This is a genomic window from Streptomyces sp. NPDC054840, assembly GCF_053611065.1.
In genome coordinates, this window is the sequence record NZ_JBSGZP010000070.1 from 1 (window position 1) to 17,585 (window position 17,585).

Sequence of the window (17,585 nt, forward strand, 5' to 3'; positions counted from 1 at the left end):
GAGGATCAGCACTGGTAAGGGGGTCACCGTCGCGGTAATCGACGATGGGGTCAGGCAAATCCCCGAGCTGGAAGGCCAGCTCGTCCCTGGCAAGCGATTCACGCCGGACGGTCGCGACGGGCCGACGGACCAGGGCAGTCACGGCACAGGCATGTCCGCCTTGATCGCCGGTACGGGAAAGCATCCGAGTGGCGACGGTGCCTACGGACTTGCCCCCGGCGTCAAGATTCTTCCCCTCCTCGTTGACAACAACGAAAAGGCAACACCGACGTGGGTTGCAGCAATCCGGTACGCGGCAGACTCCGATGCCAAGATCATTAATATGTCCCTGGGGATCGACGGCAAGCCCGAGGATGATCTGGCGAGGGCCGAAGCGGTGAAGTACGCCTTGTCCAAAGGCAAGCTGATTTTCGCTGCTGTTGGCAACTATGGAAATTCGACCAACGAGGTCGCCTACCCCGCAGGGACCCCAGGAGTGGTGGGCGTCGGAGCAGTGGATCGCACCGGCGAGCCGACCAAGGAGTCGCAGCACGGTCCCCAGGTGGACCTGGCCGCACCCGGCAAGGACATCGTCTTGGCTTGCCCTGGCAAGTCGGGGCTGTGCAAGACCAACGGCACCAGTAACTCGTCCGGCCTCGCCTCCGCCTCTGCCGCACTCCTCTGGTCCGCACACCCCGACTGGACCAACAACCAGGTCTTGCGGGTCTTGTTGAACACCGCCGGCAAGCCCTTCGACGGCTCCCAGCGCAACGACTACGTCGGCTACGGCGTGGTCCGGCCCAGTGTCGCGCTGAAGAATCCCGGCGACCCCGGCCCGGCCGACGTATATCCGCTGCCCGATCTCGCGGCGGCGGATGCGGCCAAGAAGCCCTCCGCGGCCCCCGACGGCAAGGCCCCCGACGCCGCCGCGTCCAAGCCCGCCGCGGAGGCCGAGGAGAAGAAGAGTGGCAGTGCGCTTCCTTGGATCGCCCTTGGTCTGGGAGCCTGCGTGCTGATCGGTGGAGCCGTGGCCGTGGTCGTCGTACGACGTAACCGCTGACCTGCCTTCGCATAGCTGAACGGGCAGCACCTGAATCTGGCCCGGAGTTCACGCCATGTCGTTCGACGAGGAGTGATCGGCGACTCGCGCCACGGCCACCGCGGCGGTGGCGGTGACCACGACCTCAATCAGGTCCACATCGAGGAGTACAAGCAGAACGGACGTTGCACGGGATGCGCATGCGCAAGGCGACCTCGGCCCTGGTGGGTCTGCTGCTGGCTGGGGTCGCCGCGACCCCAGCCCACGCGGAGACCATTCGATCGCAGCAATGGCATCTCGACGCCATGAAGGCCGCCGAGATCTGGAGGATCAGCACTGGTAAGGGGGTCACCGTCGCGGTGATTGATACCGGTGTTAACCGCATTCCGGAGCTCGAAGGGCAGGTCCTCCCCGGTGCGGTCTTCCCCGCTGGCGATGCCCCCGCCGACAAGGACAACGACTATGCCGGTCATGGGACCGGCATGTCCGCGATGATCGCCGGTACCGGAAAACACCCGAGCGGTGATGGGGCCTACGGCCTCGCTCCTGGAGTGAAAATTCTTCCGATCCGTGTGCCTGAGATGGGTGAGGACGCGAAGGCCCCATCCAAGGTCGCGGCCATTCGTTACGCGGCGGACTCGGACGCCAAGATCATCAACATCTCCATGGCTATTGGTGGGAAGCCGGAGGATGACCGGGATCGGGCAGAAGCGGTGAAGTACGCCCTCTCCAAAGGGAAGCTCGTCTTCGCCGCCGTTGGTAATTTCGGGAACTCGACCAACGACGTTCTCTACCCCGCCGCTACCCCCGGAGTGGTGGGTGTCGGGGCAGTAGACGAGAGTGGTAAGCCGACCAACGAGTCGCAGCACGGTCCCCAGGTGGACATGGCAGCGCCTGGCGTGGGCATCGTTGCGGCTTGCATCGTTAAGTCGGGGCTGTGCAAAACCCACGGCACCAGTGATGCCTCCGCCCTAGCGTCCGCGTCTGCCGCGCTCCTCTGGTCCGCACACCCCGACTGGACTAATAACCAGGTCCTGCGCGTGCTCCTGAACACCGCGGGCAAGCCCACCGACGGCGTCGAGCGCAACGACTACATCGGCTACGGCATCGTCCGCCCCCGCGTCGCGCTGCAGACCCCTGGCGATCCCGGCCCGGCCGACGTATATCCGCTGCCCGATCTCGCGGCGGCGGATGCGGCCAAGAAGCCCTCCGCGTCCGCCGACGGCAAGGCTCCCGACGCCGCCGCGTCCAAGCCGGCCGCGCAGGCCGAGGAGAAGAAGAGTGGCAGTGCGCTTCCCTGGATCGGGCTCGGTCTGGGAGCCTGCGTGCTGATCGGTGGAGCCGTGGCCGTGGTCGTCGTACGACGTAACCGCTGACCCCGGGGCCGATCTGACCTGCAGACCCGCACCCTGCCTTCGGGAGTTCACGCGATGTCGTTCGACGAGGAATGGTCGGCGGCTCGCGCCACGGCCACCGCCAGTGTGACCATGCGCCTCAACCAGGTGCCCGCCGATCCCGGCGGTGGCGTCGGTGGCGGCGGTGACCTCGAACTGAATCAGGACCACATCGGCGCGATCGGCTCCGAGGCGTACAAGCTGCACACGCGCCTGCAGACCGACGGCAAGCACGCCGCCACCGCCACCTCCGAGGCGGCCGGGGCCCTCACGAAGGAGGGCTTCGCGAGCGGAGCGGCGCTGCTCAAGGCGCACACCGCCTGGGAGAGCCAGGTGAAGACCCTCGTGGCCGCCTGCGCCAACATCTCCAACGGACTGAACTACTCGCTCGCCTCCCACGCCAAGGACGAGCAGCAGCTGCAGGCGGACTTCACCGCTTCCGCGATCGACGAATACCTCAAGTAGGCGCCTTCATGCTGACGTACGAGAACGTGATGCACGCGCCCCTGGGCAAGCTCCAGACGGCCGTCACCGACTGGACGGCGATGGCCGGCAAGCTCGACGAGATGGCCGAGGCCGCCCGCAACGGCATGAAGGCGAAGTCCGACAAGGCCGAGTGGAGCGGGGTCACCGCAGGAGTGGCGCGCGGGTTCGTCGACAAGACGGCCAAGGAATTCGAGGACGCGGCCAAGGCCGCCAAGGGCATGTACCAGGTCCTCGCCGACGCGCACGCGACGTTCAAGGCCGCCCAGGACGAGCTGAAGAAGCTCGCCGCGGAGGCCCCGGCGGCCGGCTTCCGGGTCGATGCCGACGGGCGGGTCACCGCCATCCCGCTGCCCACCGAGGGGGAGCGCAACGCGGCCCGTCACGATCCCGACTACCAGGCCACCCTGAACACGGCCCGCAACGCGTGGCAGGCCCGGATCAACCGGGCGGTCGAGGACGCCCAGGACGCCGACGACTCCCTCGTCCGGGTCCTCCAGGCGAACGTCGCCGACGCACACGACTTCAGCGGACCGAAGTTCACCACCCTCGACGCCGAACAGGTGGCGCGCGCGGCCGATCTGATGAAGAAGGTCACCGGCGAGGGCGGCACGGCCCGCAACGTCGAGGCGCTGCGCGAGCTGGAGGAACTGCTCGACGACAACCGCACGGACCCGGAGTTCTCCACGGGCTTCTATCGGACGATCGGCGCCGAGGGCACGCTGGAGATGTACTCCAAGATGTCCCTCGACGCGACCGGCCTGGGGGCGCCCGGCAAGGACCGCGCGCTGATGGTCGCGAACATCCAGAGCGACATGGGCGCGATGCTCGGGCTCGCGACGCACAAGGACGTCCCGAACCACCTCGACGCGGCCTGGACGACCCAGCTGATGAAGGCGGGCCGCAAGGAGATGGCCGTCTACGGCGGCGTGCAGCAGATCTACGGCTACCAGGCCCTGGGCGCGCTGCTGCGTGAGGGGAAGTACGACACGGAATTCCTCACCTCGGTCGGCCGCGACATGGTCGCCATGGACCGCAAGGACCCGCGGGCCTGGGAGTTCCACACCCCGTACGGGCTGGAGTCGGTCCTCAGCCAGGGCCAGGACGGCCGAGGCTTCTACCCGCTGACTGGCCTGATGGAGGCGCTGGGCAACAACCCGGACGCCGCGACGGCCTTCTTCAACGAGCCGGTCCGAGAGGACAGCAACAAGGACGGCATCGTCACGAAGGACGACAAGCCCGTCTCGGGTCAGCACGGCAAGGACCAGGGCATGGTCGACTACATGCTCGACAAGAAGCCGTACATGGACAGCTTCGACATCAGCCGGACCGGCGACCTCCATCCGGCCCAGCAGGCGGTCGGCGATGCCCTGATGGCGGCGGTTTCGCACCGCGCCCCGGGTGACGAGGACTCCCCGCCCGTCCCGCACACGAAGGAGATGGCGGCGGTGATGGAGCGGGTGGTCGAGAAGATCGGCGACAAGCCGGAGCTGGTCGACGCGGACCCGAAGGAACCGGACGGGCCGCTGAACGGGCTGTCCGGGCACTTCGGCCAGATGGCGGCCGAGTACATGCCGGACCTCCAGGCCGCCGCGGAGAACGGCAGCGGGACGATCAAGGCCAACGGCGAGATGGCCGAGTTCGACAAGGCCGGCATGGCTCGGTTCATCGGGGCGGTGGGTCAGGATCCGGAGGCCTACGGGGCGATGACCACGGCCCAGCGGACCTTCACCACGGCACTGGTCAATGACGTCTTCACCCATCGGGGCGAGTACGACGACGTCGATGCGGCCGTCAAGGTCGCGGTGCACCCCGGCGGACAGATCGCCGGCATGCTGTCCGAGGCCCGGGCGGAGGGCACGTTCGGCGAGAACGCCCACAAGCAGGAGGAGTACGTCAAGGGCGTCGAGGACAACGCCAAGTGGGTCAACCGCGGTATCACCGCGGCGGGTGGCAAGTACCTCGAACTGGTGCCGTTGGCCGGCGACGTCGTCGAATGGCTTCAGGAGGACATCACGGAGAGCGTGGTCGAGGGAGCCGAGAAGGACGCTGCGAAGAAGGTCGAGGACAGCAACCAGAAGGCGGGCGAGGAGTACGTGCGGGCACAGACCGGCGCGTCCGACTCGGCCGCGGCATCGGTCCGCATCGCAGCCCGCGGATCTGGATTGTCCGAGCGAACCATCGACTCCTACGCGGGTGTCGCGTCCACGGAGACGGCGAACGCCTACTCGGTCGGCCGGGACCTGGTGTCCACCATGAACGGCGGATCATGATGTCCGGTCCTCGTACCCACCGTGTGGTGGTCGCGGTCGCGGTGGGAGCGGCCCTGCTCGCCGGCTGCTCCGACGGCAAGGTGTCGGCTGCGCCTGAGCTTCCCGCGTCCACGTGCTTCGGGGCCTTCACCCCGACGGAACTCGCACCTTTCGTGGGGACGGGCGACGAGGTGCGGGTGGCCGCGCCCGCCGATGCGCGTCTGACCGCCGGCCGCAAGAGCGCGATCTGCAACATCTATGTGGACGGGAAGACCCGGTTCTTCGCGTCGGTGGAGCGTTTGCCCCAGGGACAGCATTTCTTCTGGGCTCCTGCGGTCGATGAGCAGAAGCCGGAGCCGCTTCCCTTCGCGGAGAACAGCAAGCTGTGGGACAGCGGGGTCGCGATCTTCCTCACGTGCAACGGTCCCACCGAGGCCTTCGAGCTCAAGCTGTGGCTCGACGGCTCGACGCAGCAGATCAAGCGGGAGGAACGCCGCCCCTTGTTCGCGGGTCTCATGAAGAAGTACCTGGACTTCGCCAAGCAGCAGACCGGGTGCGGCGCCTGAGCCGGAAAAGGCGAAGGCCGTCCAGGGGTGCGCCTGCCCCTGGACGGCCCGCCGCGAAGCCGTGACCGGAATCGAACCGGCGTAACTCGCTTTGCAGGCGAGTCCCTCAACCACTCGGGCACACGGCTGTGTGGTGGTGACGTGAACGACGCTACGGGGGCCCGCGGGGCCGGGGAAGGGATGCGCGGCCCGTGCAACGCGACTGCCATGCCGCGTTCACAGTCCGGCAGACCTAGGTCTGCCGGACGAGAGCGGGATCCGTCGAATTGACAGGGTCACTCCGGGGCTACGCACCTTACTCTGAGGCGATGAGCGCCCTCGAACCCCGCGTGCCCCAGAGAACCGCACCGATCCCGCCCCCGCCCCTGGGCGGGATTCTGGGGCCCGTGTACCGGACGCTCAGCATCGGAATCATCTCCGTCGTCTTCCTCATCGCCTTCGAGGCCACCGCCGTCGGCACGGCCATGCCCGTCGCCGCCCGCGAGCTGGACGGGATCGGGCTCTACGCCTTCGCCTTCTCCGCCTACTTCACCACCAGCCTCTTCGGCATGGTGCTGGCCGGCCAGTGGGCCGACCGGCAGGGGCCGCTGCGGCCGCTGACCGTCGGGATCGCCGCCTTCGCCTCCGGGCTCGTGATCTCGGGGACAGCCGGGGTCATGTGGGTGTTCGTACTCGGCCGGGCCGTGCAGGGCTTCGGCGGCGGGCTGGTCATCGTCGCTCTGTACGTCGTCGTCAGCCGGGCCTACGAGGAGCGGCTGCGCCCCGCGATCATGGCGGCCTTCGCCGCGAGCTGGGTGGTCCCCTCGATCGTCGGGCCGCTGGCCTCCGGAACCGTCACCGAGCACCTCGGGTGGCGGTGGGTCTTCCTCGGGATACCGGCGCTCGTGGCCGTCCCCCTGGTGGTGGCGCTGCCCGCGATACGGCGGACCGCGTCCGGGCCCGTCGACCCCGGCGCCCCGCCCGTGGCCTTCGACCGGCGCCGGATCCGGCTGGCCTTCGGCATCTCGGTGGGGGCGGGGCTGCTCCAGTACGCCGCCCAGGACCTGCGGTGGCTCTCGCTCGCGCCGGGCATCGCGGGCGCCGCCCTGCTGGTGCCCGCCGTCCTCGGGCTGCTGCCGCGCGGGACCTACCGGGCGCGGCGCGGGCTGCCGTCCGTGGTGCTGCTGCGAGGGGTGGCCGCCGGGTCGTTCATCGCGGCCGAGAGCTTCGTCCCGCTGATGCTCGTCACCCAGCGGGGGCTGAGCCCGACGATGGCCGGCTTCTCGCTCGCGCTCGGCGGGCTCACCTGGGCGGGCGGCTCCTGGGTGCAGTCCAAGGGCCGGATGGCGCCGTACCGGGAACGGCTGATGGTGGGCGGGATGGTGCTGGTGGCGCTGGCCATCGCCGCGGCGCCCGCCGTGCTGATCGAATCCGTGCCGGTGTGGACGCTGGCTTTGGCCTGGGCGGTCGGCTGCCTGGGCATGGGCCTGGTGATCGGCTCCACCAGCGTGCTGCTGCTCCAGCTGTCGGCGCCGGAGGAGGCCGGGGCCAATTCCGCTTCGCTGCAGATCTCGGACGCGCTGGCGAACGTGGTGCTGCTGGCCGGCGGGGGCGCCGCCTTCGCCGCCCTGGGGGGTGGCGCCGTCGGTGCCTCCCACGCCCTCTCGGACGGGGCGACCGCCTCGCACCCGGCCGCCTTCGCCGTGGTGTTCCTCCCGATGGCCTGCGTGGCGCTGGTCGGCGCCTGGGTGGCGACCCGGCTGGAGCCGACTCCCGAACTCGCGTGACTGTACCGCGCGGTACCGTCATCTCATGGCCGGTCTCAACGTCAGGTTCACCGAAGAAGAGCTGGACGCCCTGCGCGAGCGCGCCGAGGCGGAGGGCCGCAGCATGCAGTCGTTCGCGCACGAGGCGGTGCTCAGGGCCGTGAACGAGCACTCCCGGCTGTTCGACGAGGCGGCCGAGCATGTCCTGAAGGTCAGCGGTGAGCTGAACCGGCGGCTTGCGTGACCCACTACCTGACCCTGCCCGAGGTGCTGAACCTCGCGGAGCGGCTCGGGACCAGCGAGGTGCGTGACTACGGGTTGCTCGACTCGGTGCTCGCGCGTCCCCGGTCGAGCGTGTTCGGTCAGGACGCCTACCCGGACATCTGGGAAAAGGCTGCAGCCCTGATGGAATCACTCGCCCGTAACCACGGGCTGGTGGACGGCAACAAGCGGATCGCCTGGTACGCGACCTGGGTCTTCCTGCACATGAACGGCCACCCTCTGGACGCCGGATTCGACGTCGACGAGGCCGAGCGCTTCGTGCTGGACGTCTGCCAGGGCTCGCTGGACGTACCCAAGATCGCAGCGCAGCTCCCGAGGTTCGCCCGCTGACCGGCTGACTGGCTGACCGGCTGACCCGCCGACCCGCTGACCCGCGGACCCGCCGACCCGCCGACTGTGACGCTCGCCGCACCCGTCGAGGTCACGGGCCTGTCCCTCCGCGAGAGGCGGACCCGGGCCGGTAGGGTGGCCCGGTTGTCCTACGTACGACTGCCTGCCACCCGTACCAGATACGCCGAGAGCACGAACCGGAGACCGTGACTACTACCGCCTCCCACCATCTCTCACCCGCCTTCCCCGGCCGTGCCCCCTGGGGTACCGCCAACAAGCTGCGTGCCTGGCAGCAGGGGGCGCTCGACCGCTATATCCAGAACCAGCCGCGGGACTTCCTCGCGGTCGCCACGCCCGGCGCCGGCAAGACCACCTTCGCGCTCACCCTCGCCTCGTGGCTGCTGCACCACCACATCGTCCAGCAGGTGACCGTCGTCGCGCCGACCGAGCACCTGAAGAAGCAATGGGCGGAAGCGGCCGCTCGGATAGGCATCCGGCTCGACCCCGAGTACTCCGCCGGACCGCTCAGCAAGGACTACCACGGGGTCGCCGTCACCTACGCCGGTGTCGGCGTGCGTCCGATGCTGCACCGCAACCGCTGCGAGCAGCGCAAGACCCTCGTCATCCTCGACGAGATCCACCACGCCGGTGACTCGAAGTCCTGGGGCGAGGCCTGCCTGGAGGCCTTCGACCCGGCGACCCGCCGCCTGGCCCTGACCGGAACGCCCTTCCGGTCCGACACGAACCCGATCCCCTTCGTCACGTACGAGGAGGGGAACGACGGGATCCGGCGGTCCTCCGCCGACTACACCTACGGCTACGGCAACGCGCTCGGCGACGGCGTCGTCCGGCCGGTCATCTTCCTCTCCTACAGCGGCAACATGCGCTGGCGGACCAAGGCCGGCGACGAGATCGCCGCCCGGCTCGGCGAGCCGATGACCAAGGACGCCATCTCCCAGGCCTGGCGCACCGCGCTGGACCCGCGCGGCGACTGGATGCCGAACGTGCTGCGCGCCGCCGACCAGCGGCTGACGGAGGTCAGGAAGGGCATCCCGGACGCCGGCGGCCTCGTCATCGCCTCCGACCAGGACTCGGCGCGCGCCTACGCCAAGCTGCTCCGGGAGATCACCGGCACGAAGGCGACCGTCGTGCTCTCCGACGACACCGGCGCCTCCAAGCGGATCGACGAGTTCAGCGCGGACGGCAGCCGCTGGATGGTCGCGGTCCGGATGGTGTCCGAGGGCGTCGACGTACCGCGCCTCGCGGTGGGCGTGTACGCCACCACCATCTCGACGCCGCTGTTCTTCGCGCAGGCCGTCGGACGTTTCGTGCGTTCGCGCAGGCGCGGCGAGACCGCGTCCGTGTTCCTTCCGACCATTCCTTATCTCCTCGGCTTCGCCAACGAGATGGAGGTCGAGCGCGACCACGTCCTCGACAAGCCGAAGAAGCAGGGCGAGGAGGATCCGTACGCCGAGTCCGAGAAGGAGATGGACGAGGCGAACAAGCAGGAGGACGAGGACACCGGCGAGGACGAGCAGATGTCCTTCGAGGCGCTGGAGTCCGACGCGGTCTTCGACCGGGTCCTCTACGACGGCGCCGAATTCGGTATGCAGGCGCACCCGGGCAGCGAGGAGGAGCAGGACTACCTCGGCATCCCGGGGCTGCTGGAGCCGGACCAGGTGCAGATGCTGCTGCAGAAGCGGCAGTCGCGGCAGATCGCGCACAGCCGGCGCAAGCCGGACGCGGAGGCGGACCTGCTGGAGCTGCCGGCCGACCGCCGGCCCGTGGTCTCGCACAAGGAGCTGCTGGAGCTGCGCAAGTCGCTGAACACGATGGTGGGCGCCTACGTCCACCAGACCGGGAAGCCGCACGGGGTGATCCACACGGAGCTGCGCCGGGTGTGCGGCGGTCCGCCGAGCGCGGAGGCGACCGCGGGGCAGCTGCGCGAGCGGATCAAGAAGGTGCAGGAGTGGGCCACCCGCATGCGGTGAGTCCGTAGGTGGTGGGGGACGGGGTCCGTGTGGAAGTTCGCACGGACCCCGTCCGCCGTTATGCGGTAGGCGTTACGCGGTGGGGCGGCGGCGACGGCCGGTGCCGGCGACCAGGGCCGCGCCCATGGCGAGCGCCACGCCGGCGCCACCGAGGGCCCAGCTGGTGGCGGGGTCGGTGCCGGTCTCTGCCAGCTGCCCACCGGTGGTGGACGTTGTGCTGGTGCCGCTGCCGGTGCCGCTTCCGTTCTCGGCGCCGTTCCCGTTCCCGTCGGCGATCGGCTTGGCGCCACCGTCGGGGGTGGGCTGGTTGCCGGTGCTCGCCGGGTTGATCGAGCTGTATGCGAAGGCCACGTCGGAGGTGATGTGGTCCACGCCGTGGTCGTCCGCGAGCACGACGGCGAAGATCTTGCCGACCGGGGCGTCCTTGCTGAACTTGGCCCGCAGCTGGATGTCGAACTTCGCGTCCTCGCCGACGGCGCGGTCGAAGATCGTGCCGGCGAGCTGACCGGACGGATCCTTCACGGCGGGAACCCAGCGCCCACCGTTCCAGATCTCCAGGTCGAGGTGCTTGCCCTGGAGGCTGTTGACGGCGTTGTCGAAGATGAGCGTGAAGCCGTACTCCTCGATCTTCTTCTTGCCGGAGTTGTCGACGTTCAGGAAGAACGGCTGCCAAGCGCCGCCGGCCGTGAAGCCGCCCGCCGACAGGCCCCACACCGAGACCTTCGGGCCGTTGTTCTCCTCCTGCCCGGGACCGGTGACCCTGGACTCGTACCGGACGCGGTCCCCGGTGCCGCCTTCGGCCGTCGTGGACAGGGAGAATCGGGAGGGCGGGGTGTCCTTGCCGAACTTCATCCGAAGCTTGAGGTCGAAGACCTCGTTCTTTTCGACATCGACTTCGGCGAGGCTGAAGGAGTAGACCTCCTCGGACCCGTCCGCCTCGACCGCGTGCCAGCCCCAGGTGCCCTTGGAGTCGGGTGCGTAGATCTCGGCCTGGATGTCGCCCGACTCCCAGCCGAAGGTGTCGAGCGTCCACAGGACCAGTTCGAGCGAGTGGTCGTCGACCGCCGGGCGGCCCGAGTTGTCGACGTGCAGGGAGAACTGACTCCAGCCGCCGCCCGCCGTGAACGCGGCGGGAAGCCCGTCCAGGGTCAGCTTCGGACCTGCTGCGGCGACCCGCTCCTCGTCCTTCTTCTCGTCCTTCTTCTCGGCCTTGGCACCCTCGGCCGGCTGCTGCGGCTGCTGCTGCGGCTGCTGCTGCGGCTGCTGGGCCTCCGGGGCCTGCGGCTGCTGGGCGGACCCGGGCTTCAGGGCCTCGGGCGCCGGCGTCCCGGTGGTCTCCCCGGTCGCCGGTGCCGTGTCGTCCTTCGGGGCCGCGTCCGGGGTCGTGACCGCCGGGTTGGCGACCTCGTCGGCCATCGCGGGAGTGGCCATCAGGACCGTCGGGCCCACCACCGCGGCGGCGGCCACGATGGCAATGCGCTTGAGCTTCATGTACTGCTTCCCCCTCATGAGGCTCCGGGTACGCGTGGGCGCATCCCCCCTGGAGCCGATCACAATAGTTTTGAACATGCTCAGAGTAATGGTTTGGTAAAGACGTCCTGTGGCAATCGAGGTCACGAATTGACACCGAGCTCGATCAGGAAACGGCACAAAGGGGTAGCACGCGCCCGGATTCTGGACGAGCCCTTCCGCTGAGCGGACCTGCTCGCTACTGTCCCCGCATCAAACGCACCGTGGCAGCGCCGCCGCGGGAGCGCAGCCGGTGCAATGGCCGCTACCGGCGGCCTCTCCGTGCGTCGCCGCGGGACCGGCGACGTGCCACGCCGAGAGTCACCGCCGCTCACCGAAAGAGGGCGAGGCGTCGTGACCGCGGAAACCTCCCAGACTCTCGACAGAGGGCTCAGAGTCCTCAAACTGCTCGCCGACACCGACCACGGTCTGACCGTCACCGAGCTCTCCAACCGCCTCGGTGTGAACCGCACCGTGGTCTACCGGCTCCTCGCGACCCTCGAACAGCACGCCCTGGTCCGCCGTGACCTCGGCGGCCGGGCCCGGGTCGGGCTCGGAGTGCTGCGGCTGGGCCGACAGGTCCACCCGCTCGTGCGCGAGGCCGCCCTGCCCGCCCTGCGGTCCCTCGCCGAGGACATAGGTGCCACCGCGCACCTGACCCTCGTCGACGGCACCGAAGCGCTCGCCGTCGCCGTCGTGGAGCCGACCTGGACGGACTACCACGTGGCCTACCGGGCCGGCTTCCGCCATCCGCTGGACCGCGGGGCCGCCGGGCGGGCCATCCTGGCAGCCCGTCAGGGCTCCTTGATCGAGCCCGGGTACACGCTGACCCACGGGGAGCTGGAAGCGGGTGCCAGTGGCGCCGCCGCGCCGCTCGTGGGCATCACCGGGCTGGAAGGCAGCGTCGGCGTCGTCATGCTGGCGGACGCGGTGCCGGAGCGGGTCGGACCGCGGGTGGTCGACGCGGCGCGCGAAGTGGCCGACGCCCTTCGCTAGGCCGCGGGCTCGGGCGGTTCCGAATGCCGGGTGCGGCGCCGTTGCCGGGGGCGCTGCCCTCGGACCCCCGCGCCTCAAGCGCCGGCGGGGCTGTAAGGGCGCCTCGAACGCCGGCGAGGCTGTGTAAGGGCGCCTCAAGTGCCGACGGGGCTGAATGATCGCCTCGAACGCCTGCGGGGCTGGGGTGGCCGGTGGGGTGGGAGGGGCCGGATAGATTGGGCGGGTGCTCTCACGCCTCACACGTCTGCCGCGTCCCGCCGCCCTGGCCGTCTGCGCCGTGCCCGTGCTCGGGCTGTTCGCCGCCGCGGCCTTCGCGCCGCTGCCCTTCGTGGTCGCCATCCCCGGGCTCACCGCCGACGTTCTGGGCTCCGACCAGGGCAAGCCGGTCATCACCGTGACCGGTGCCCCCGTCCGCGACACCAAGGGCGAGCTGCGGATGACCACGATCCAGGCCACCGGCCCGTCCTCGACGATGAAGCTGCACGAGCTCATCGGCCACTGGTTCAAGACCGATCAGGCGGTCATGCCCAGGGAGGCCGTCTACTCCACGGGCGGAAGCGACGAGGAGATCGAGAAGCACAACCTGGGAGAAATGGCCAAGTCGCAGTCGGCCGCCACCGACGCGGCCCTCGGCTTTCTTCACAAGGATCCCAAGGACGTGAAGGTCGAGCTCAACCTCGCCGACGTCGGCGGCCCGAGCGCCGGGCTCCTCTTCTCCCTCGGCATCGTCGACAAGCTCGACGGTGACGGCAGCGGCGGCGATCTCACCGGCGGCCGCAGCGTCGCCGGTACGGGCACCATCACCGCCGGCGGCGAGGTCGGCGCGGTCGGCGGGGTGGCCCTGAAGACCCAGGCCGCGCGGCGCGACGGGGCGAGCGTGTTCCTCGTACCGAAGGCCGAGTGCGCGGACGCCCTGGCGGAACTCCCCGAGGGGCTGCGGCTGGTCCCCGTCACCTCGCTGACGGATGCGGTGAACTCCCTTCGCGCGCTGAACCGGGGAGAGCCGGCTCCGTCCTGCTGACGGCCGGCCCACCGTCCAGTCCTCGCCAGGCCGGGAAGACCATCGGGGCGAGCGTCGTCAGCAGGTACGTGCCGCCGAACAGCAGCAGCGCCGTCGTGACCCCGAACCCGTCGACCAGCAGGCCCGCCCCGAGCCCGCCCAGCGGCATGGTCAGTTCGCAGCCCGCCGTGGCCACGCCCGAGACGCGACTGCGCAGCGCCTCCGGCACCTGCTCGTACATGACGGTCGTCAGGATCGGGTTGAGCATGCCCGCGCCCAGGCCGGCCAGGGCCATCGTCACCGCGAGCGGCAGGGTCGTGCCGGTGAGGGCGGCCACCACGTACCGGGTCGCCCCGGACAGCAGGAAGGCCGCCGTGAACACCGCGCGGCGCGGGAAGCGCTCGCCCCACATCCCGTAGAGCAGGGCGCCGAGGAGCGCGAAGCCGCCGAAGAGGGAGATCATCAAGCCGATCGCGGTGGCGCCGCCGAGGGCCTCCCGGCCGTGCACCGGCAGCAGCACCGAGGCCCAGCCCTGGTCCAGCCCGTTGGTCATCATGACCATCACCGTGACGCCCAGCAGCAGCCGCGTGCGGGTCATGAAGGCCCAGCCCTCGGCGAGTTCGGCGCGGTAGGCACCGAAGGACACCTTCCCGGCGGTGCGTTGCGGTTCGGCGGCCGGCACCCCGCGCAGGAGGACGGCGACCAGCAGCGCCGACGCCCCGAAGGTCGCCGCGTCGAGCAGCAGTACGGTCTCGGCCCCGAACGCCGCGATGAGCAGGCCGGCCACCGCTGCCCCGACCATCCGGGCGCCGCGCGAGACCGCGTCGTAGAGGCCGGCGGCCCGGGTGATGGTGGTGCCGGCGTGCTCGGCGAGATTCGGCAGGAGCACGGCGCGTGCGGTCAGGCCAGGGGTGTGCACGAGGCCGCCGGTGGCCATCAGCGCGCACAGCATCCAGAACTCCAGCACGCCCGCGTAGTGCAGCAGCGGGATCGCGCCGACCGACACGCCGCTGATCAGGTCGGAGGCGACGGAGACCCGGCGGCGGCCGATCCGGTCGATGACCGGTCCGCCGACCAGGGCGGCCACGATGACGGGCAGGGTGGCGCAGAAGGCGACGACCCCGGCCCGGCCGGCGCTGCCCGTGGTCTGGAGCACGAACCACGGGACGCCGATGAGGGTGAGCGAACTCCCGGCGATGGAAATGGTGTTGGCGGCCAGTACGCCGACCAGAGGGCGCCGGCTCATATCGCGCTCGGGGCGAGCCGACGCAGGGTGGGACGGGGGCCGGTGTGACGGGGGAGGGCGTGATGGGGGAGGACGCGGACTAAGGCGCGCACGGCAGGACTCCTTCGACGCTGCTGGGGTGGAGGAGAGGTGGGGGTGGGCCGGCCGCTCGGGGGGTCGCTCGGAGGGTCGCTCGGAGGGCCGGTCGGAGGGCGGGAGGGCTGCCCGGAGGCGCTGCCCGGAAGTGCTAGTCGCAGGTGCCGAGCGGGAAGACGTGCGTGTGGAGACGGACCGTCTCCGTGTCCTCCGCCTCGGGGAGGCCGCGGTAGCTGTTGATCAAGTCGTGGACCCTGTGCAGCAGTTCCTCGCTCTGCCCGGCGGTCAGCCGCAGGGTGAAGTCGCTGAGGTCGGAGCCGCTGCGCCACTGCGCGGACCAGTGGTGCGCGTCCCGGAGCCAGGCGCCGAGCTCCTGTGCGTGGGTCGCGGCGATCTCCCGCAGGAAGACGTCCACCGCGCCGCGCGTGGCCGGGTCGGCATCTTGCATCGACGACTCGTCGAGGCTGGTGCCCTCCTGGGCGGCCCGCCACCAGCGCTCGCGGCCCTTGCCGTGCCCGGGCGCGTCCTCGACGAAGCCGTGGGCGGCGAGCTGGCGCAGGTGGTAGCTGGTGGAACCGCTGGACTCGCCGAAGCGCTCGGCGAGCTGGGACGCGGTCGCCGGTCCTTCGTGGCGGAGGGCGGTCAGCATCCGCATGCGCAGGGGGTGGGCGAGGCCGCGCAGGGAGTGCGCGTCGAGCGCGCGGACCCGGGGTTCGACGGGCGGGACCGGTTCCACCGGCCGGGGGTTGTCGGGCATGGCTCGACGATAGATTTGCAAAGATTCTATGCAAGTGTTTCTTTGCAACATCTCCTGGGGTGTCGCGCCTCGGCCTCAGGCCCGGGTGTCGTCCTCCGCGGCCTGCTCCACCAGCGGGATGATCCGCAGGGGTACGGGGTTCTCCATCACGATCGCCGTCGAGGCCCGCACGATGCCCTCGAAGCCGACGACGCGGTCGATCACCCGCTGGAGGTCGGCGTTGGACCGGGCCACCAGCCGGCACAGCATGTCGCCGTGCCCGGTGGTGGTGTGCAGCTCCAGCACCTCCGGCACCCCGTTCAGGTGCGCCCGTACGTCCGCACCCTGCCCCTGCTTGATCTCCAGCGTCGCGAACGCGGTCACCGGATACCCGAGGGCCGTCGGGTCGACCTGCGGGCCGAACCCGCGGATGACCCCGCTCGACTGGAGCCGGTCCAGGCGTGCCTGGACGGTCCCCCGGGCCACGCCGAGCCGCCGCGAGGCCTCCAGGACCCCGATCCGCGGCTCGCGGGCGAGCAGGACGATGAGCCGGCCGTCGAGTTCGTCGATGCCCATGGATGCCTCCGGGTGCCCACGCGTGCTCGCGAGTAGTCATAGTGCACAGATGTTTCACACAGCCTGGGGTGATCCTGGGCAGTTTGTACAGCCAAATAGGAAACTATTGCGCAGCTTGTGGATCGGCGGGACTCTGCGCTCATGACTGAGTCTCTGGCGAACCTCGAAACCACCCCCCAGACCGCGCGTGAGGCAGACCCCTTCCCCGTGAAGGGCATGGACGCGGTCGTCTTCGCCGTCGGCAATGCCAAGCAGGCCGCGCACTACTACTCGACCGCCTTCGGCATGAAGCTCGTGGCCTACTCCGGACCGGAGACCGGCTCCCGCGAGACGGCCAGCTACGTCCTGACCAACGGCTCCGCACGCTTCGTGCTGACCTCGGTCATCAAGGCGACGACCGACCACGGCCGCTTCGTCGCCGAGCACGTCGCCGAGCACGGCGACGGCGTGATCGACCTCGCCATCGAGGTCCCGGACGTCCGCGCGGCGTACGCGTACGCCGTCGAGCAGGGCGCCCGCGGGCTGGACGAGCCGTACGAGGTCAAGGACGAGAACGGCACGGTCGTGCTGGCCGCGATCGCGACCTACGGCCAGACCCGCCACACGCTGGTCGAGCGCGGCGACTACACCGGCCCGTACCTGCCCGGCTACGTGGCCGCCGAGCCGATGGTCGCGGCCCCGGCCAAGCGCACCTTCCAGGCGATCGACCACTGCGTGGGCAACGTCGAGCTGGGCCGGATGAACGAGTGGGTCGCGTTCTACAACAAGGTCATGGGCTTCACGAACATGAAGGAGTTCGTGGGCGACGACATCGCGACCGAGTACTCGGCGCTGATGTCCAAGGTGGTCGCGGACGGCACCAAGAAGGTCAAGTTCCCGATCAACGAGCCGGCGATCGCGAAGAAGAAGTCGCAGATCGACGAGTACCTGGAGTTCTACAACGGCCCCGGTGTCCAGCACATCGCGCTGGCCTCGAACGACATCGTCGCGACCGTCCGCTCGATGCGTGCGGCGGGCGTCCAGTTCCTGTCCGTCCCGGACTCGTACTACGACACCCTCGGCGAGTGGGTCGGCGACACCCGGGTGCCGATCGACGAGCTGCGCGAGCTGAAGATCCTGGCCGACCGCGACGAGGACGGCTACCTGCTGCAGATCTTCACCAAGCCGGTGCAGGACCGCCCGACGGTCTTCTTCGAGATCATCGAGCGCCACGGCTCGATGGGCTTCGGCAAGGGCAACTTCAAGGCCCTGTTCGAGGCGATCGAGCGCGAGCAGGACAAGCGCGGCAACCTCTAGTGCTGTGGCCGGGAAGGTTTGCCGGGTTGCGGCGTCCGGTGTGGTGCATCGCAAGGCGGAGGGCCGCGGCTCGTACTGGACGTACTTGTG

16 protein-coding genes and 1 tRNA gene are annotated in these 17,585 nt (G+C 69.8%); 12 read left to right on the forward strand and 5 right to left on the reverse strand.

The genetic code is table 11. From position 1 onward, the window contains the following. The 5 genes from ACWGIU_RS07925 to ACWGIU_RS07945 form a co-directional block, all read left to right on the forward strand. The coding region (locus ACWGIU_RS07925; RefSeq protein ID WP_453703482.1) for a S8 family serine peptidase at nt 1-1,039 on the forward strand (1,039 nt) is incomplete at its 5' end. A 173-nt stretch (nt 1,040-1,212) separates the two neighbouring features. Then, nucleotides 1,213-2,394 (forward strand): type VII secretion-associated serine protease mycosin, encoded by a 1,182-nt coding sequence (gene mycP, locus ACWGIU_RS07930; protein WP_453703484.1) that lies wholly within the window; start codon nt 1,213-1,215, stop codon nt 2,392-2,394. Nucleotides 2,395-2,448: 54 nt separating this feature from the next. Beyond that, nucleotides 2,449-2,877 (forward strand): hypothetical protein, encoded by a 429-nt coding sequence (locus tag ACWGIU_RS07935; protein WP_453703486.1) that lies wholly within the window; start codon nt 2,449-2,451, stop codon nt 2,875-2,877. Nucleotides 2,878-2,885: 8 nt separating this feature from the next. Next, nucleotides 2,886-5,168 (forward strand): hypothetical protein, encoded by a 2,283-nt coding sequence (locus ACWGIU_RS07940; RefSeq protein ID WP_453703488.1) that lies wholly within the window; start codon nt 2,886-2,888, stop codon nt 5,166-5,168. Then, a complete protein-coding gene (locus ACWGIU_RS07945) occupies nt 5,165-5,713 on the forward strand; it encodes a hypothetical protein (protein WP_453703490.1) in 549 nt (182 codons plus the stop codon). The genes ACWGIU_RS07940 and ACWGIU_RS07945 overlap by 4 nt, the downstream gene beginning before the upstream one ends. A gap of 56 nt (nt 5,714-5,769) precedes the next feature. Here the strand turns inward: ACWGIU_RS07945 and ACWGIU_RS07950 are convergent. Next, nucleotides 5,770-5,841 (reverse strand) — tRNA-Cys (locus tag ACWGIU_RS07950). A gap of 180 nt (nt 5,842-6,021) precedes the next feature. On the opposite strand from ACWGIU_RS07950, the gene ACWGIU_RS07955 reads away from it, so the two are divergent. The 4 genes from ACWGIU_RS07955 (at nt 6,022) to ACWGIU_RS07970 (ending at nt 10,061) form a co-directional block, all read left to right on the forward strand. Next, nucleotides 6,022-7,479 (forward strand): MFS transporter, encoded by a 1,458-nt coding sequence (locus tag ACWGIU_RS07955; RefSeq protein ID WP_453703492.1) that lies wholly within the window; start codon nt 6,022-6,024, stop codon nt 7,477-7,479. 25 nt (nt 7,480-7,504) lie between these two features. Continuing rightward, on the forward strand, nt 7,505-7,702 hold the full coding sequence (locus tag ACWGIU_RS07960; RefSeq protein WP_453703494.1) for a plasmid mobilization protein: 198 nt from the start codon (nt 7,505-7,507) through the stop codon (nt 7,700-7,702). Beyond that, the gene (locus tag ACWGIU_RS07965) at nt 7,699-8,070 is read left to right on the forward strand and encodes a type II toxin-antitoxin system death-on-curing family toxin (protein ID WP_453703496.1); all 372 of its coding nucleotides are present in this window, start codon (nt 7,699-7,701) and stop codon (nt 8,068-8,070) included. Before ACWGIU_RS07960 ends, ACWGIU_RS07965 begins: the two co-directional genes overlap by 4 nt. 206 nt (nt 8,071-8,276) lie before the next feature. Beyond that, on the forward strand, nt 8,277-10,061 hold the full coding sequence (locus tag ACWGIU_RS07970) for a DEAD/DEAH box helicase (protein ID WP_453703498.1): 1,785 nt from the start codon (nt 8,277-8,279) through the stop codon (nt 10,059-10,061). 72 nt (nt 10,062-10,133) lie between these two features. On the opposite strand, the gene ACWGIU_RS07975 is transcribed toward ACWGIU_RS07970, so the two are convergent. Further along, nucleotides 10,134-11,570 carry a hypothetical protein gene (locus ACWGIU_RS07975; protein WP_453703500.1) on the reverse strand — a complete coding sequence of 479 codons (1,437 nt, stop codon included), beginning with the start codon at nt 11,568-11,570 and terminating at the stop codon, nt 10,134-10,136. 354 nt (nt 11,571-11,924) lie between these two features. Between ACWGIU_RS07975 and ACWGIU_RS07980 the strand changes: the two genes are divergently transcribed. After that, nucleotides 11,925-12,566, forward strand: a complete 642-nt coding sequence (locus ACWGIU_RS07980; RefSeq protein WP_007264382.1) for an IclR family transcriptional regulator — start codon at nt 11,925-11,927, stop codon at nt 12,564-12,566. A 223-nt stretch (nt 12,567-12,789) separates the two neighbouring features. Beyond that, nucleotides 12,790-13,587 (forward strand): S16 family serine protease, encoded by a 798-nt coding sequence (locus ACWGIU_RS07985; RefSeq protein ID WP_453703502.1) that lies wholly within the window; start codon nt 12,790-12,792, stop codon nt 13,585-13,587. Here the strand turns inward: ACWGIU_RS07985 and ACWGIU_RS07990 are convergent. The 3 genes from ACWGIU_RS07990 to ACWGIU_RS08000 form a co-directional block, all read right to left on the reverse strand. Beyond that, a complete protein-coding gene (locus ACWGIU_RS07990) occupies nt 13,517-14,812 on the reverse strand; it encodes an MFS transporter (protein WP_453703504.1) in 1,296 nt (431 codons plus the stop codon). The two genes, ACWGIU_RS07985 and ACWGIU_RS07990, sit on opposite strands and share 71 nt — an antisense overlap. 226 nt (nt 14,813-15,038) lie before the next feature. Then, complete coding sequence (locus tag ACWGIU_RS07995) at nt 15,039-15,644, reverse strand: ArsR/SmtB family transcription factor (protein ID WP_453703506.1); 606 nt, start codon at nt 15,642-15,644, stop codon at nt 15,039-15,041. Nucleotides 15,645-15,719: 75 nt separating this feature from the next. Next, on the reverse strand, nt 15,720-16,199 hold the full coding sequence (locus ACWGIU_RS08000) for an Lrp/AsnC family transcriptional regulator (RefSeq protein WP_030724270.1): 480 nt from the start codon (nt 16,197-16,199) through the stop codon (nt 15,720-15,722). Nucleotides 16,200-16,340: 141 nt separating this feature from the next. Between ACWGIU_RS08000 and hppD the strand changes: the two genes are divergently transcribed. Beyond that, the gene (hppD, locus tag ACWGIU_RS08005) at nt 16,341-17,495 is read left to right on the forward strand and encodes a 4-hydroxyphenylpyruvate dioxygenase (RefSeq protein WP_453703508.1); all 1,155 of its coding nucleotides are present in this window, start codon (nt 16,341-16,343) and stop codon (nt 17,493-17,495) included. Nucleotides 17,496-17,585 lie beyond the last annotated feature (90 nt).